Genomic DNA, 17,550 nt, shown 5'->3' on the forward strand with positions numbered 1-17,550 from the left:
TGGATGGAACGTCCAACAAGATTTGTTCTTACAGAGGGGGGAGACAGTAAGAGGTAACTTACTGCCTTGTCTTTGTTGGGCTTCCTAAATGCTTGTGGGAAAAGTCACTTGTTGTTTTTGGGGTGTTTTTTGCAGGCGTAGTAGTTTGCTCTGCTGATTACAGAGCGGTTTAAGTGCACGTTATTGAACGCAACTCAGCGCATCGCACGCGTAGTTTTTCCCGGCTCATACTCAGGTAGTGGCGGCCTGCCGGGTTCACATCACCGGCTGCTGGCCGGTGCGTGCGGGCCAGACGAAGCTGGTGTTACGCACGCTGTTGATGATTTCCAGCTGGTGAAAGGAGTTGCTGCTGGCATACAGCGCCATGAAGTGCGAGAGCACGCTGCCAAACAGCTGCAGGTCGCCCTCATTGTCGAAGGCGTTGGGGTTGACCCTGAGCGTGGTGAGCATGCCGCGCACGGGCAGGCCCTTGATCAACCAGTCAGTCGGCGCCGTGCTGGCGTGTTCGATAGCGTTAAGGCGGCGCTGGGTGGCGCGCTTGTGCTGCAGGTCATAGGGCGCCACGAAGTCATAGACTTGCAGCACCGCCTTGAGCGCGTCGGCGCAGGACAGCGACAGGTCATTCAGGGCCAGGTTGGAAAGCAGTACCCACTGCACATCCCCGTGCAGGTCGTCATCCAGCGCCGGTGGGTAACAGCGGGTCGGGCGGGTCAGGTTGCGGTAGGTGGCAAACGAGGGCGTGGCCTGGGTGGTGAGGTTGATATCGCCGATGTCCAGTTGCAGGGGCAGGTTGCCATTGCAGCAGGTGAGGTCGATGTTCAGGGTCTGCTGCTGGCCCCGGTAGGGGCGTTGATCACCGTGCAGCAGGCGGATGACATGGCGCGCCCGCTCTTTGATCAGGTCTTGTTCGAGCGTCACGCTGTAATAGTGTGCGCTACGCTCTTCGGCGCGTTCGACACGCCGGGGCAGTGCTTCGTAGGGCGCGAACTCCAGGCTTTGTTGATCCTGCGAGGTCTGTGTGTCCCGGCGTCGGGTAGCGACCTTGTCAACGCTGAAAATCTCATAGGCCTGCGCTCGCCGCCCGCTGGGTTGCACGGCTTCGCAGACGGCCTGCCCGTCAAGCGGGATGGGCCTGGCCGGGTGGTTGAAGAGGTTGATGGCCGGTGTGCAGTACAGTGAAAGGCTGTCGCGGTCGAGCTGGAAACCGTTGGGGAAGGGCGCGTCAAAACGCAGTTCCAGGCGGATATGCTCGGCTGCGGCGTCCGGCCAGTAGCGGCGCAGTTCGGTCAGGTTGAAGCCGTGAAAGCGCTGCGGGAAGTAAAAGTACTCCTGTATCAGGCGGTAGCCATCCAGGTGCTCGCCCGGGCTTGGCAGGAGTGCCTCGCCGGGTTCGAAACCGGCAAAGGTCAAGGTCGCGGGCGGGAGGGAATAGCGATGGTCGTTGATGTGCAAAACCACCTTGTGCAGGTGCTGTGACAGCCATTGGTAGAGCGTCAGGGCGTTGCTTGCAGCGCCTCCCAGATGAAAGCTCAACCGGTCGCAGTCGAGCTGGCGCAGCGGTTGCTCGGTCAGCGCGCCAAGGTCGATGTGGACGATGGATTTGTCGGCACTGTCGATGTGGCAGATCTCATCGATGACCAAGGGGTAGAGGGTCACGTCGGTACAGGTGCGAAAGGTACAGTTCACGCCGTCGACCGGCCTGGAGAACAGCGCGGTACCCTTGGGGATCAGCTGGCTTTCGCTCAGCGCATGATCGATCGGGTCGAAGCGCACCAGGGTGACGCTGGGCAAGGGCCGAAGGAAATTGGGATAGACCAGTTGCAGCAGCGGCTGGGTGATTTCCGGCAGGTGGTCGTCGATCTTCATCGCAAGCTTTGCAGTCAGGAATGCAAAGCCTTCCATCAATCGCTCGACGTCGGGGTCAGAGGCTTCGCTGCCGAGAAAGTGCGCCAGGCGCGGATCGTCTTCGGCAAATTCGTCGGCCAGTTCGCGCAGGCGCCGGCGTTCTTCCATATAACGACTTTTTAATGACATGTGCGGCCCTGCGTGAACGTTTGCTTTCAACGTATTGGGGGAAGTTGTTTAATGTTTTTTATTGTTTGTAGGAAGCATCTTTAATGTTTGCTTTTCAAACTTCTGTGTATCGCTCGGTCTGGGTTTATTGTTTTCGCCAGAGGGGCTGAAGCGTCAATGCAAATGTTTTGACAAGATGTAAGTTCGTATTTTATGGAGTCTGTATTCAGACGTGTTTGAGCGTGCTGCTGGTAGAGAACCGTGCGCAAAAGCAGCATCGTTCTCATCGCTGACGAAGGCCAGCTCGCCGGGCCAAAAAAAATATAGTGTTTACCCCCTCGCACCCGCTACCGCGCCTCGAAAAACACTGATAGCATCCTGCCACTTACCTTGATTGCAGTTCGCGCATTTCATCGCGCATGTTCCCCGCTACTACACTTGCCATGCCACCTGTGCCTGGCACGTAGGGCGGTGCCTGGGTTGCCAGCCAGCGGCTGCTGACCAACGGTAATCAGGTTCGCGCCGCTGCAACCGATACACAACGCATACAACCAATAATGAAAGGATGCAGCGAGATGAAGCACGGAGCCTGGTGCCTGGCGTTGGTGATGGTCGCAAGCCTGGCGCAGGCGGCTGCCGACAGCGATCCGCTGCTCGAGGGCGCGACCTCGAGCGTCAGCGAAGTGCGCGGCGTGCTGCGCGCGCGCTCGCAGGCGGTGCTGGCCAGCGAGCTGGCCGGGCGGGTGGTGGACATGCCGTTCGCCGAAGGCCAGTCGTTCAGCAAGGGCGATGTGCTGGTGCGTTTTGATTGCAGCGCTTACCAGGCCCAGCAGAATGCCGCCGGCGCTGCCGTGCGTGCGGCCCGTGAAGAGCTGCGCAACAAGCAGCAACTGGCGGCGCTCAATTCGGTCGGGCGCTTCGAAGTGACCCTGGCCGAAGCGCGCCAGGCGCAGGCCCAGGCCGAGGCGCAGGTTTATCAGGTGCAGGTGCAGCGCTGCCAGGTCAAGGCCCCGTTCGACGGCCAGGTGGTTGCCCGTAAGGTCCAGGCCCACGAAAGCGTGGCCAGCGGCGCGCCGTTGCTGGAAATCGTCGACAACCGTTCGCTGGAGGTGCACCTGCTGGTGCCTTCGCGCTGGCTGGGCAAGCTCAAGCCGGAACAGACCTTCAGCTTCGTCCCCGATGAAACCGGCGCGCCGCTGCAGGCGGTGGTCAAGCGCCTGGGCGCGCGCATCGATGAAGGCAGCCAGACCCTGCTGCTGATCGGCACGCTGCCGGCCGACAGCCGCGGCCTGCTGGCCGGCATGAGCGGCACCGCGCACTTCGCCGGCCAGCCATGAACGCGCCCGTAGCCAATGGCATGGAGCAGCTGCTGGCGCATTACCTGCGCCTGGAGCATCAGGCCCGCGCCGCGAGCACGGTCGAGGCGCTGGCCTTCAGCATGGTCAACGACCCCCAGCCGCTGTTCGCCTTTCGCCACGCGGCATTGCTGATTGCCGGCAAGGTGCGGGCGTTGACCGCGATCAGCATGGTCGAGGCGAACGCGCCGTTCGTGGCCTTCATCGAACATGCCGCCGCGCAACTGGGCAACAGTGCCCGCCTGGACACCAGCGGCCCGCTGAACCCGGACAGTTTCGATCAGGCCAGCCGCGATGACTGGCAGTCGTTGTCAGCTGCCCACGCCTTCTGGCTGCCGCTCAAGGACCGCCAGGGTGTGGTTTTTGGCGGTTTGTGGCTGGCCCGCGACAACCCTTGGGTCGAGGCCGAGCACAGCTTGCTCAACCACCTGGGCGAGTGTTACAGCCATGCCTGGCTGGCCTTGCAGCCGGGCAAACCATGGCGCCTGCGCTGGCCGGCACGCAGCCGCTGGGCGATCGGCGCCGCAGCCCTGCTGGTGCTGCTGGTGCCGGTGCGCCAGTCGGTGTTGGCGCCGGCCGAAGTAGTGCCACGCAACGGCCAGGTGGTGGCCGCACCGCTGGATGGGGTGATCGCCGAGTTCCTGATCAAGCCCAACCAGGCGGTGCAGGCCGGGCAGGTGCTGGTGCGCTTCGACGCCACCAGCCTCAAGGCCCAGGCCGATGTTGCCGAGCGCACCCTCGGGGTCGCCGAGGCCGAGCTCAAGGCCAACACCCAGCGAGCCTTTTCCGATGCTGAATCCAGCGCCCGGCTTGACCTGCTGGCCGCCCGTGTCGAGCAGAAGCGCGCCGAGCGCGATTATACCCGCGAGCTGCTGGCGCGCGCCGATGTGCGTGCCGAGCGTGCCGGTATTGCCGTGTTCGCCGACGCCCAGCGCCTGACCGGTAAGCCATTGCAGACCGGCGAGCGTCTGCTGGAAATCGCCGACCCGGCCCAGGCCGAGCTGCGCATCGAGCTGCCGGTGGCCGATGCCTTGAGCCTTGAGCCTGGCGCCGAAGTGGCGCTGTTTCTCGACAGCGACCCGTTGCACCGTCATGGCGCCGAGCTCGAACGCGCCGCCTACGAAGCGCAGAACACTCCGGCCGGGCAACTGGCTTATCGCCTGGACGCACGCTTTACCGACGCGCCGCCGCGCATCGGCCTGCGTGGCACCGCCAAGCTGTTTGGCCAGCGTGCACCGCTGGCGCTGTACCTGCTGCGCCGGCCGTTGGCGGCCCTGCGCCAGACGGTGGGCCTTTGATGCTGCCGGCACTGCGCCCGGACCTGCAACTGTCGCCCGCCGCGCCAGGGCTGGACGGCGCTGCGCAATGGACCCTGGCCGACCCGCTGCGCGGGCGCTATTTCAAGCTCGGCGCGCCCGCCATGCGCCTGTTGCGGCACTGGGCGCTGGGCGATCCGGCGCGGGTGCTGGCCGCAGCCAATCGCGAACCGGGCATGCCGCTGCCGGGCACGGCCATTGAGGAGCTGTTGCGCTTTTTGCGTGGCCATGACCTGGTCACCGCCAGTGATGACGAGCAACGGGCCAGCTACGCCGACAAAGCCGCCCGCCAGCGACAGGGGCTGTGGACCCAGTTGCTGCACAAGTACCTGTTCTTTCGTATCCCGTTGTGGCGCCCGGATGCCTTTCTCAACCGTACCTGGCCGTGGCTGGCGCGGTTCGGCCCGAACCTGCTGCGCTACGGCCTGCCCACGGTACTGTGCCTGGGGCTGTTTCTGGTCATGCGCGACTGGCAGCGTTTTCTCGCAACCTTTCCCCACCTGTTGAGCCTCGGCGGTGCTGCAGCCTTTGCCATCGCCCTGGGCTTTGCCAAGTTGTGCCACGAATTCGGCCACGCCTACATGGCCAAACGCGCCGGCTGCCGGGTGCCGAGCATGGGCCTGGCGTTCATGGTGCTGTTGCCGATGCTCTACACCGATGTCAGCGATGCCTGGCGCGTGCAGGACCGCCGCACCCGCCTGTTGATCGGCGCCGGCGGGGTGCTCGCCGAGTTGCTGCTGGCCTGCCTGGCCCTGCTGGCCTGGTCGCTGTTGCCGGACGGGGCAGGGCGCACGGCGGCGTTCATGCTGGCCAGCGCCACCTGGATCACCACCCTGGCGATCAACCTCAATCCGTTGATGCGCTTTGACGGCTACTTTCTGCTCAGCGACCTGTGGGCGGTTGACAACCTCCAGGGCCGGGCCTTCGCCCTGTGCCGCTGGCGCTTGCGCGAGGCGCTGTTCGGTTATGGCGAGGCGGCGCCCGAGCCGTGGTCGGCGGCCATGCGCCGGCGCTTGTTGAGCTGGGGTTACGCCGCCTGGCTGTGGCGCGCAGTGCTGTTTTTCGGCATCGCCCTGGCGGTGTATCACTTGTTTTTCAAGGCGCTGGGCATCTTTTTGATGCTGGTCGAGCTGACCTGGTTCATCGCCTTGCCGGTCTATAAGGAGGGCCAGCACTGGTGGCAGCAACGCCAGCGAGCGCAACCGCGCAAGGTGCTGGGCCTGGGCCTCGGCCTGCTGGCGGTGCTGCTGGTGCTGGTGTTGCCGTGGCGCAGCGATGTCGAGGTGCCGGCGCTGCTCGAAGCGTCGCGGGTCAGTGCCCTGCATGCACCGACCGCAGCGCGTATCCGCGAGGTGCATGTGCAGGACGGCCAGCGCGTGGCCCGCGATCAGTTGCTGGTGGTGCTGGAGTCACCGGACCTGGAATCGCGCCTGCAGATCGTACGGCGCGAAATCCAGATCCTGCAGCTGCAATTGCGTCGCCAGGCCGGGCGCAGTGAAACCGCCGCCGACAGCGGCATCCTCGAGCAGCGCCTGGCCGAGGCGGTGGCCGAATACCGCGGCCTGGCCGCCCAGCGCGAGCGCCTGAACCTGCGCGCGCCGCACGCCGGGGTGATACGCGACCTGGCCGTGGGCCTGGCACCGGGCCGCTGGATTGCCGCGCAGTTGCCGCTGGCTGCAGTGGTCGAGGAGGGCCTGCGCCTGCGTGGTTACCTGGCCGAAGCGGACTTGTGGCGGGTCGAGGCCGGCGCGCCCGGGCATTTTGTTGCCGATGATCCGCTGCGCGATTCGCTGCGGGTCAGCCTCAGCGATATCGACACCACCGGGGTCAGCGCCATCGATCAGGAGGCGCTGGTTTCCGAGCACCAGGGCCCCATCGCCATCCGCCGCGACGAGAACCGCCGGGCGCAGCCGCTGCAGGGGCAATACGGCGTACGCTTTGCCCTCGAAAACAGCCCGCCTGGGGGCCTGCAACGCCCGGTTCGCGGGCTGGTGGTGCTCGAAGGCAAGGGCCAGTCGCTGCTGGCATCGGCATGGCGACGAATGGCCGCGCTGGGGGTAAGAGAAAGCGGATTTTGATAGTGCGATTGTCAGACAATTAGAATAAAATGCCATCACAATGATCTCACGCCCGGCGTGGGGCATTGGGGCGGACGGATCAATGCTCAGCATCTCGCAGGGACGCTACACACGATGAACCCACTCGGTTTGAGTTTCCGCCCCATCGGCCAAGGCGACCTGCCTTTCCTTGAGCATTTGTACGCCACCACCCGCGCCGGCGAAATGCGCCACAGCGGCTGGTCGGCCGAGCAGATTGCGCAGTTTCTGCGCCAGCAATTCAATGCCCAGCACCAGTATTACCAGGCCCATTACCCGGACGGTGAGTTCCTCCTGGTCGAACGCCAGGGCCAGGCCATCGGCCGCCTGTACCTGTTCTGGGGGCAGACTGCACTCAACCTCATCGATATCGCCTTGTTGCCCGCCTGCATTGGCCACGGCACTGGCAGCGCCATTCTCGACGACTTACTGCGCCGCGCCGACCAGCGCGGGCTCGCCTGCGAGCTGTGTGTCGAGCACTACAATCCGGCGCAACGGCTGTATGCAAGGCTTGGTTTTATCCCGGTCGGCGAGTCGGGGGTCTACCGCCGCCTGCGGCGTGAGCCGGTGCCTGGCTGCCTGATGGCGCAGGCCTCATGAGCGCCGCCGGCCAGTTCCCCATGCCCACCTTCGCCGAGCTGCAAGCGGCCGACCGCCATGCCTTTGCGCTCTGGCTGGGGCCGGAGCAGCGCGTAGCCGTCGAACGCGTGCAACTGAGTGAGGGCGTGGCCATGAGCGCCCGCCACGAATGCTTCCTGGTGTTTTTCGCCTTGCCCGCCGGCCTGCTGCCGCAGCAGGGCGTGTACCGCGTTATCGGTCCGCAGCAGCAGGAATGGTTGCTGCTGATGACCCCGGTGCAGCCCGAGCCCGATGGCCGCCATGTGCTGCAGGCGGTGCTGCACCGTGAGCGGGAGCCGCAGGCCTGAGCGCCCTGAACTGATCTGTTCACACCCACAACCCAAAAACAGGTAATGCCAGATGAGTGATCCCTTCCTCGGTGAGATCAAGATGTTCGGTGGCAACTTTGCGCCCCGTGGTTATGCAATGTGCAGTGGGCAATTGATGGCGATATCGCAAAACGCCGCGCTGTTTTCGATCCTCGGCACGATCTATGGCGGCGACGGCCGGGTCACCTTCGGCTTGCCCGACCTGCGCGGCCGCTCGCCCGTCGGTTGGGGCCAGGGCCCGGGCCTGGGTGAAGTCGATCTCGGTGAAACGGGAGGTAGCCAGAACACTACGCTGACCGTGCAGCAAATGCCGATGCACAGCCATCCGCTAATGGTCTCGACGGAAGCTGCCGGCGCCGACAAGGGCACGGCAAGCCTGGTGCTGGCGCAGAGCGGCGATGCCAACCTGGGCACGGTCAACATCTATGGCAACCCCACGGCGCTGACCAACCTGGCAGCGCAAAGCTGTGGCGTTGCCGGTGGCAATCAGCCCTTCAACAACCTCAGCCCGTACCTGGGCCTGAGCATGATCATCGCCACCGAAGGCATCTTCCCTTCGCGCGGTTGATGAACCGGCGCGGTGGCGCGTGATGCGCGCCACCGCTGCCATAGCCGTTCCATAGCAGTTTTAGGGCAACAACCCGTACAGCCTGAGGTGCAACATGAAGTTCATCGACCGATTCAAACGCCAGGGCCGGCCAGTGCCCACCCCTGCCGTTCAGGCACCGCTGTTGTTTGCCCTGGAACCGCGGATCATGTTCGACGCCTCGGTTGCGGTGGTTGCCCAGGAGGCAACTGCCGAGGCCGCCAAGGACACCGGCAAAGACAGCGCAAGCGATACCGCGCAGGCCGACAAGGCCGCGCTGGCCACGGCCGATACGCGTGGCGCCAGTGCCAGCGAACGCCATGAAGTGGTGTTTGTCGATGGCCAGATCAGCAACCCGCAGGAAGCCCTCAAGGGCCTGCCGGCGGGCAGTGAAGTGGTGGTGCTCGACCCGGGCAAGGACGGCCTGCAGCAAATGGCCGACTACCTCAAGGGCCGCAGCGACCTGGATGCCATCCATGTATTTTCCCACGGTGCGTCGGGTACCGTGCAGTTGGGCAATGTCTGGCTGAGCAGCAGCAACCTTGCCGATCACGGCGAGACGCTGCAGTCCATCGGCCAGTCGCTCAAGGCCGACGGCGACCTGATGCTGTATGGCTGCCAGGTCGGCAAGGACGATGCTGGCCAGGCCTTTGTCAGCCAGCTGGCAAGCCTGACCGGTGCCGACATCGGCGCCTCCAGCGACGACACCGGTAGCGGTGCGCTGGGCGGCAACTGGACCCTGGAGCGCAGCAGCGGCCCGCTGGCAACCACGGCCCTGGCGCTCAACGATTACCAGGAGCTGCTGGCCACCTCCTGGAGTACCGGCAGCGCGCCGCTGAGCGGCACCACCATCGCCGCCGGCAGCCGGGTGGTGGTGGGCGATTTCGACAACGACGGCGACGCCGACATCCTCTACCAGACCGGGGGCAATGGTACGCTCTGGGCATTTGCGCGCAGCAACGGCAACGGCAGCTTCACCCTGCAAAGCCTGGCGCAGTCGCCCTTTGCCGGGTTGTCGCTGCCGGACCATACCGGCTCCAACTACCACGTTGCCGACTTCGATGGCGACGGCGACCTCGATGTGCTGGCCGGGGTCAACGGCACTACCGGCACCTACCTGCGCAACGACGGCGGCAGTTTCAGCAGCCAGTCGACGGCAAGCTTCCCGGCGCCAGCGGCCGGCTCACGGATGCTCGCCGCTGACTTCGACAACGATGGCGACGCCGACCTGCTGTACCAGACCGGCGCCAACGGCACCGGCTTCGCCTATGCGCGCAGCAACGGCAACGGCACCTTTACCTTGTTGACCCTGGCGCAATCACCCTTTGCCGGGTTGACGCTGCCGGACCACAACGGCAGCAACTACTACGCCGCCGACATCGACGGCGACGGTGACATCGACGTACTGGCCGGCAGTAACGCCACCACCGGGGTCTACCTGCGCAATGACGGCGCCTCCTTCAGCAGCCAGTCAACCGCCTCGTTCCCGGCCCCGGCAGCGTTCGGCCGCATGGTGCTGGCCGACTTCGACAGCGATGGCGATGCCGACATCCTCTACCAGACTGGCGGCAACGGCACAGCCTTCGCCTATGCGCGCAGCAACGGCGACGGCACCTTCACCCTGCAGACCCTGGCCCAGTCGCCGCTGGCCGGCCTGAGCCTGGTCGATCATACCGGCACCACCTATCGCGCCGCCGACTTCGACGGCGACGGCGATATCGACCTGTATGGTGGGTTCAACGGCACCGCCGGCAACCTGTATGTACAGAACGACCGCCCACCGATCGTGGTCAGCTCGACGCCCAGCGACAACGCCAGCAACGTCGACACCAACGCCAACATCGTGCTGACCTTCAACGAAGCGGTGAGCAAGGGTAGCAGCGGCAACATCTACATCGTGCGCACCTTCGACAATGTCGTGGTCCAGACCATCGCCATTGGCAGTGCGCAGATCAGCGGCTCCGGCACCACCTGGACCATCGCCCTGCCGGTCCCCCTGGCACTGGGCACCGGCTATGCCATCCGCCTGGACGCCAAGACCTTCGTCGATGGCGATGGCGCGATCTTCAAGGGGGTGAAGAACAACACCACGCTGAACTTCACCACCAAGTCCAATGACCCGCCGGTGCTGAGCAACCTCAATGGCGACAGCAACACCTTTATCGAGGGTGGGGCGCCGGTGCTGCTCGATGCCGGCGGCAATGCGCTGCTCACCGACCTGGACTCGGCGGACTTCAACGGCGGCAACGTCACTGTGGCGATCACCGCCAACCGGGTCAGCGGCGAAGACCTGCTGGGGATCTTCAACCAGGGCAGCGGGGCCGGGCAGATCGGTGTCTCGGGCAGCAACGTGACTTATGCCGGGGTGATCATCGGCAGCTTTGCCGGCGGCAGCGCCAGCAGCAACCTGGTGATCTCGCTCAACAGCAACGCGACCGCCGCTGCGGTGCAGGCGCTGGTGCGCAACCTGACCTACAGCAACAGCAACAATGGCGATATCTCAACCGCGGCGCGTACGGTGCAGGTCAGCATCAACGATGGCGACAGCGCCAGCGACGCCAGCGCCCTGGTCAGCGTCAATGTCAGCGCGGTCAACGATGCACCGACGGTAACCGCCAGCGGCGGCACCCCGACCTTCACCGAAGGTGGCGCGCCGGTCGACCTGTTCAGCGCGGTGGTGGTGTCTACCGTCGAGGCCGGGCAGGGCATCAAGCAGCTGACCTTCACCGTCAGCAATGTCAGTGATCCCGGCAACGAGCGCCTGACCCTCGACGGCAGCAACATCGACCTGGTCAACGGCGCCTCGGGCACCACGGCCATCAACGGCTTCAGCTATTCGGTGACGCTCAGCGGCGCGACCGCGACGGTGACCCTGACCAAGGCCGCCGGCATCAGCAGCGGCCTGACCCAGACGCTGATCGATGGCGTGCAATACAGCAACCTCAGCCATGCGCCGACAATCGGCACCCGGGTGATCACCTTGAGCGGCGTGGCGGACACCGGCGGCACCGGCAATGGCGGTGCCGACAGCACTTCGCTGGCCATCAGCGCAACGGTCACGGTGCAGGCCAGCAACGATGCGCCCAGCCTCTCGGGCGGGCCGTTCGTGCTGCCGGGCACCGATGAAGACAGCAGCTCCAGCGGCCAGCTGATTGCAAGCATTCTTGCCGGGCTGAGCCATGGCGATGTCGACGGCGCCGGTTCGCTGAGCGGCGTCGCCGTGATCGGCAGCAGCGGTAATGGCTTCTGGCAGTACTCCAGCGACGGATTCAGTTGGGCCGACATCGGCGCGGTCTCCAGCAGCGCCGGCCTGCTGCTGTCGAGCACCACGCAAGTGCGTTTCGTCCCCGATGGCGCCAATGCCGGTAGCGCCAGCCTGACCTTACGGGCCTGGGACCAGACCAGCGGCACGGCCTCCAGCAACTCAGTACGCCGCACTGGCGACACCACCATTAACGGCGGCAGCAGCAGCTTCTCGGTCGGCACCGCGCAGGCGCAGATCACAATCAGCGCGGTCAACGACGCGCCGCTGCTGACCCCGACTGCACCGGTGCTCATCGGCATCACTGATGGCCAGCTGAACAACCCCGGGCAAACCGTTGCCAGCTTCCTCAGTGGCGTAACCGATGTCGACACCGGCGCCCTTGTCGGTATCGCCATCACCGGCCTGAACAGCGGCACCGGCACCTGGCAGTACAGCACCGATGGCAGCACCTGGAGCGATATCGGCGCCGTGGCCGGCAACAGCGCCTTGCTGCTGCGCGGTAGCGACAAGCTGCGCCTGGTGCCCGACGGCGCCCACGCCATGGTGGCAACCCTGACCTACAAGGCCTGGGACCAGACTGGCGCCTCGGCAGGGCAGCAGGGCAGCAAGGTCGACACCACGGCCAGCGGCGCCAGCACGGCGTTTTCCATCGCCAGCGACACTGCCAGCATCACCGTCACGGCGGTCAATGACGCGCCGAACCTGAGCACCAGCGCTGGCAGCGCGCACTTCGTCGAGGGCAACAACGGCCCCTCGACCCCGGTAGTCATCGACAGCGGCCTGACCCTGAGCGATTCCGACAACAGCACCCTGGCCAGCGCCAGGGTCAGCATTATCGGTAATTTCCAGGGCGGTTTCGACGTGCTGGCATTTACCAACAACCCGGCAACCATGGGCAACATCAGCGCCAGCTACGACGTTTCCACCGGCGTGCTGACCCTGACCTCCGCAGGCGCCGCTGCCACCCTTGCGCAGTGGCAGGCGGCATTGGCCTCGGTGACCTTCAGCAACCAGAGCGAATCGCCCAGCACGGCTACCCGGACCCTGAGTTTCGTGGTCAACGACGGCACCCTGGACAGCCCGGCCGCGACGCGCACCTTGACCGTGGCGACAGTAGACGACACGCCGGTGATCGCCACCAGCGGCGGCAGCGAAACCTACTTCGAGAACGCAGGGCCCGTGGCAATCGACAGCGGGCTGACGCTCAGCGACATCGACAGCAACACCCTGGCCAGCGCTACCATCAGCATCACCGGCAACTTCCGCGCCGGCCAGGATGTACTGGAGTTCAGCTCCGGTTCGCCGATTACGGGCAACATCAACGCCAGTTACAACGCCGCGACCGGCGTCCTGACCCTGACGTCGGCGGGGGCCACCGCGACCCTTTGGCAGTGGCAGGTCGCCCTGCAATCGGTGGGCTATCGCAACGTTTCCGACAACCCCGACACCTCGACGCGCACCGTGTCGTTCTCGGTCAATGACGGCAACAGCGACAGCGCCGTCGCCAGCAAGGCCGTCAACATCCAGGCCGTCAACGACGCCGGGATCCTCAGCGTACCGAGCAGCCTGAACTTCAATGAAGATGCTTCTGGCACGGTGTCGGGCATTTCCATCAGCGATGCCGATGCCGGCAGCGGGCAGGTCACCCTGACCCTGAGCGTGGCGCTGGGCCAACTGCACGCCAACAGTGGCGCCGGCGTCACGGTCAACACGCTGGGCAGCGGTCTGATACTGGTCGGCTCGGTATCGGACATCAACGCCTTTATCGCCGCCAACGGGGTCTCCTACATCGGCGCCGCCAACGGCAACGGCAACGTCAACCTGACGGTGACCTACAACGATGGCGGCAACACGGGCAGCGGCGGGGCGCAGCTCACTCAGCGGGTGGTGACACTGGCCATTGGTGCGGTCAACGATGCGCCGGTCAACCAGGTACCGAGTAGCCAGAACGTCCTTCAGGACGGCTCGCTGACCTTCAACAACGGCAACGGCAACCTGATCAGCATCAGCGATGTTGACGCCGGCAGCGCCGCCTTGCAGGTGACCTTGACCGCCAGCAATGGCCTGCTGACGCTGTCGAGCCTCAGCGGCCTGGTGTTTACCGTCGGCAGCGGCACGGGCGATGCGAGCATGACCTTCACCGGCTCGCAAAGCGATATCAATGCCGCGCTCAACGGCCTGGTGTTCTCCCCGGTGGCCGGCTACCACGGTTCGGCCAGCCTGCAGATCACCACCAGCGACCTGGGCGGCAGCGGCAGCGGCGGGGCGCAGACCGACACCGACACCGTTAGCATCAACGTCGCCTCGTTGAACCCGCGGGTTACCGATGTCTCGGCGCAGAGCGCCAATGGCAGCTACAAGACCGGCGACAGCATTACCCTGACCCTGACCTTCGACCAGATGGTCAGCGTCGACACCACTGGCGGCATCCCGGCCTTGCTGCTGGAAACCGGCCTTATCGATCGCTATGCCACCTATGTGGCCGGCTCGGGCACTAACACCCTGACGTTCCAGTACACCGTGCAGGCCGGTGATACCAGCGCCGACCTCGACTACGCCGGCAGCGCCGCCCTGGCCCTCAATGGTGCAGTGATTCGCAACGCCACCTTCGACAATGCCGTTTTGACATTGCCAACGCCGGGCTCCGCCCATTCGCTGGGGGCCAACCACAACCTGGTCATCGACGGCATCGCGCCGCAGGTTACCAGTGTCAGCGTGCCGGCCAATGGCACCTACGTCGCCGGCCAGCAGCTGGACTTCACCGTCAACCTCAGCGAGGCAGTGACGGTGACCGGTACACCGCGCCTGCAGATCACCCTGGACACTGGCGGCACCGTGTTCGCCGATTACCTTTCCGGCTCCGGGACCGGCGCGCTGGTATTCCGCCTGACGGTCAGCAGCGGTCAGCTCGATAGCAACGGCATCACCCTTGGCAGCAACCTGGTGCTCAACGGCGGATCGGTTCGCGACCAGGCCGGCAATCTGGCAGGCGCGACACTCAACAACGTCGGCAGCACCACGGGCGTCAATGTCGATGCCGTGGCGCCGGTTATCGGCAGCGTCGCGGTACCGGCTGCGGGCAGCTACAAGGCCGGCGACGTGCTGAGCTTCACCGTCAACGCCAGCGAAGCGCTGATCGTCGATACCTCCACCGGTACGCCGCGCCTGCAACTGACCATTGGCGGGCTGAGCCGCTATGCCAGCTATGTGTCCGGCTCCGGTAGCGGCCAGTTGCTGTTCCAGTACAGTGTCGATGCCGGCGTCAACGATGCCGACGGCATTCAGCTCGGCAGCACCCTGGACCTCAACGGTGGTACGCTGCGCGACGCCGCCGGCAACGGCCTGGTGCTGGCCCTCAATGGCCTGGGCAGTACCGCCGGCGTGCTGGTCGATACCCTGGCACCCAGCGCTGGAGCGCTGCTGGCCATCGATGCCAGCCCGAGCAATGCCGGCAGCGTGCGCTACAACTTGACCTTCAGCGAAGCGGTCAGCGGTGTCGATGCCAGCGACTTCAGCCTGGTGTTCAGTGGCACGGCCAACGGCAGCATCAGCAGCGTCACCTCGCTGGACGGGCGCACCTACAGCGTACTGGTGTCCGGCCTGAGCGGCGTTGGCAGCCTGCGCCTGGACCTCAACAGCAGCGCCACCGGCATCAGCGACGCGGCCGGCAACAGCCTGAGCAATGGGCAGAGCGGCGCCAGCTACCAGATCGACCGGGTGGCACCGACGGTCAACAGCGTTACGGTGCCGGCCAACGGCAACTATGTCGCTGGCCAGCACCTGGACTTTACCGTCAACCTCAGCGAGGCGGTGATGGTCACCGGTACACCGCGCCTGCAAATCACCCTCGACACTGGCGGCACAGTGTTTGCTGATTATCTGTCCGGCTCTGGCACTGGCGCGCTGGTGTTCCGCCTGACGGTCAGCAACGGCCAGCTCGACAGCACCGGCATCAGCCTGGGCAGCGGCCTGGTGCTCAATGGCGGTGCACTGCGCGACAGCGTTGGCAATGACGCGCTGATCAGCCTCAACAACGTCGCCAGCACCAGTGGCGTACTGGTCGACGCTGTGCTGCCGACGGTGGCCAGCGTGTCGGTACCGGCAGCAGGCAGCTACAACGCTGGCGACGTGCTGAGCTTCACGGTCAACGCCAGTGAAGCGCTGATCGTCGATACCTCTGCCGGCACGCCGCGCCTGCAGCTGACTATTGGCGGGCTGACCCGCTATGCCAGCTATGTGTCCGGCTCTGGTAGCGGCCAGTTGGTGTTCCAGTACAGCGTGCAAGCCGGTAACAACGATGCCGATGGCATCCAGGTCGGCAGCACCCTGGATCTGAACGGTGGCACAGTGCGCGATGCGGCAGGCAACCCCCTTAACCTGGGCCTGAACGGTCTCGCCAGCACCACAGGGGTGCGTATCGATACCGCAGCGCCACAAGTGGCGGATATCGTTCGCGTCGATGTCAGCCCGAGCAACAGCGGTTCGCTGCGCTACACCGTGAGCTTCGACGAGAGCGTCAGCGGCGTTGACCTGGCCGACTTCAGCCTGGCGTTCAGCGCCAGCGCCAGCGGGCGGATCAGCAGCGTGACGCAGCTTGACGGGCGCACCTACAGCGTCCTGGTCGACAACCTCAGCGGTGTCGGCACCCTGCGCCTGGACCTGAATCCGACCGGCACCGGCATCACCGATGCGGCCGGCAACGCCCTTGCAGGGGGCCTGCAAGGCAGCAGCTACAGTATCGACCGCGTGGCGCCAAGCGTGACTGCGGTGGCGGTGCCGGCGGCGGGCAGTTATGTCGCCGGGCAGGGGCTGGAGTTCAGCGTGCAGCTGGACGAAGCGGTGCTGGTCGATACCGCCGCTGGCGCGCCGCGCCTGGCGGTCACCCTGGACAATGGCCGGGTGGTGTATGCCGATTACGTTTCCGGCTCCGGCAGCAACACCCTGGTGTTCCGCCTGACCATCAGCCCGGGCCTGCAGGCCAGCAATGGCCTGAGCGTGGCGCCGAGCCTGGACCTTAATGGCAGCACCGTGCGTGATGCACGCGGCAACGATGCCGGCACCGGCCTGAGCAACGTCGCCAGCACCGCCGGCATCCTCGTCGATGCCCGGGCACCGCGGCCTGCCGAGATCGCCGTGCAAACTCCGGCAACGCCCGGCGAGCGGACGCTGAGCTACACCTTGAGCTTTGACGAGGCGGTCAGCGGCGTCGATGCCGCTGACTTCAGCGTGCTGTCCAGCGGCAGCGCCACGGGGGTGGTGCAGTCGGTGCAGCAACTGGATGCGCGTACCTACCGGGTAACCCTGGGCAGTATCAGCGGCCAGGGCGGCCTGGGGCTGAGCCTCAACGCGCTGAACAGCGGCATCCGCGACGGCGCCGGCAATGCCCTGGCGGTGTCGATGAGCAGCCCGCTGTATCAGTTGCCGAACCAGGATGTCGGCGATCTCGAATTCCGGGTCAATCCGCCCGTCAGCAACCCGGCGGTGAGCGTACCGCTGCTGCAGCCACAAGTTCCGCAGTTGCCGTCGGTTGCCAGCACGTCGCCGATGCTGCCCGCGCCGCTGTTCGAGGAGCGCACGCTGGGCAGTGGCATCGACACCCTGGGCAGCATTTTCATTCACAACGGTCTCAGCGCGCCGAGCTTCATCGCCCAGGTATTTGCCAGCAGCGATGGCAGCGGCGACGGATCGGGGCAGGGCTTTCTCGGTTTTGGCGGCGGTGATGGGGGCGTGTTCGGCACCAGTACCTTTGCCGCCCTGTTTGCCCGCGAGGCGGCGCCGGAGGGCGAGTCGATGCGGGTTTTCGACGGCAAGCAGTGGCGCACCACCGACCCTGCCCAAGGCTTGCGCGCAGTGTTTGGCGCCGCCTCGCTGGAGCAGCAGTTGCAGGACATCAAGGACGCCGAACAGCGTCCCGTACGCGAATTGGCCATGGCTCTGGCACAGCCGACACAGATCGGCAACCGGACCTGAAA

Annotated in this window: 8 protein-coding genes; 7 read left to right on the top strand and 1 reads right to left on the bottom strand. The window is 65.3% G+C overall.

The window, feature by feature from the left end; translation table 11 throughout:
* Window positions 1-255: 255 nt before the first annotated feature.
* Complete coding sequence (gene tssF / locus JYG36_RS12240; protein WP_213604145.1) at window positions 256-2,034, bottom strand: type VI secretion system baseplate subunit TssF; 1,779 nt, start codon at window positions 2,032-2,034, stop codon at window positions 256-258.
* 554 nt (window positions 2,035-2,588) lie between these two features.
* Between tssF and JYG36_RS12245 the strand changes: the two genes are divergently transcribed.
* From JYG36_RS12245 to JYG36_RS12275, 7 genes are all read left to right on the top strand, one after another.
* Window positions 2,589-3,350, top strand: coding sequence for an efflux RND transporter periplasmic adaptor subunit (locus JYG36_RS12245; RefSeq protein ID WP_082075376.1), 762 nt, complete (start codon window positions 2,589-2,591; stop codon window positions 3,348-3,350).
* The gene (locus JYG36_RS12250) at window positions 3,347-4,666 is read left to right on the top strand and encodes an efflux RND transporter periplasmic adaptor subunit (protein WP_213604146.1); all 1,320 of its coding nucleotides are present in this window, start codon (window positions 3,347-3,349) and stop codon (window positions 4,664-4,666) included. The genes JYG36_RS12245 and JYG36_RS12250 overlap by 4 nt, the downstream gene beginning before the upstream one ends.
* Window positions 4,663-6,762, top strand: coding sequence for a site-2 protease family protein (locus JYG36_RS12255; RefSeq protein ID WP_177329136.1), 2,100 nt, complete (start codon window positions 4,663-4,665; stop codon window positions 6,760-6,762). The genes JYG36_RS12250 and JYG36_RS12255 overlap by 4 nt, the downstream gene beginning before the upstream one ends.
* 114 nt (window positions 6,763-6,876) lie before the next feature.
* Complete coding sequence (locus JYG36_RS12260) at window positions 6,877-7,380, top strand: GNAT family N-acetyltransferase (RefSeq protein ID WP_195884376.1); 504 nt, start codon at window positions 6,877-6,879, stop codon at window positions 7,378-7,380.
* Window positions 7,377-7,706, top strand: coding sequence for a DUF6916 family protein (locus JYG36_RS12265; RefSeq protein ID WP_052676460.1), 330 nt, complete (start codon window positions 7,377-7,379; stop codon window positions 7,704-7,706). Before JYG36_RS12260 ends, JYG36_RS12265 begins: the two co-directional genes overlap by 4 nt.
* 52 nt (window positions 7,707-7,758) lie before the next feature.
* Entirely contained in the window at window positions 7,759-8,295 is a 537-nt protein-coding gene (locus JYG36_RS12270) for a phage tail protein (protein WP_045194004.1), read from the top strand.
* A gap of 94 nt (window positions 8,296-8,389) precedes the next feature.
* Window positions 8,390-17,548 carry a DUF4347 domain-containing protein gene (locus tag JYG36_RS12275; protein WP_213604148.1) on the top strand — a complete coding sequence of 3,053 codons (9,159 nt, stop codon included), beginning with the start codon at window positions 8,390-8,392 and terminating at the stop codon, window positions 17,546-17,548.
* Window positions 17,549-17,550 lie beyond the last annotated feature (2 nt).

The sequence above is a fragment of the Pseudomonas sp. SORT22 genome, assembly GCF_018417635.1.
Classification (GTDB): Bacteria; Pseudomonadota; Gammaproteobacteria; order Pseudomonadales; family Pseudomonadaceae; genus Aquipseudomonas.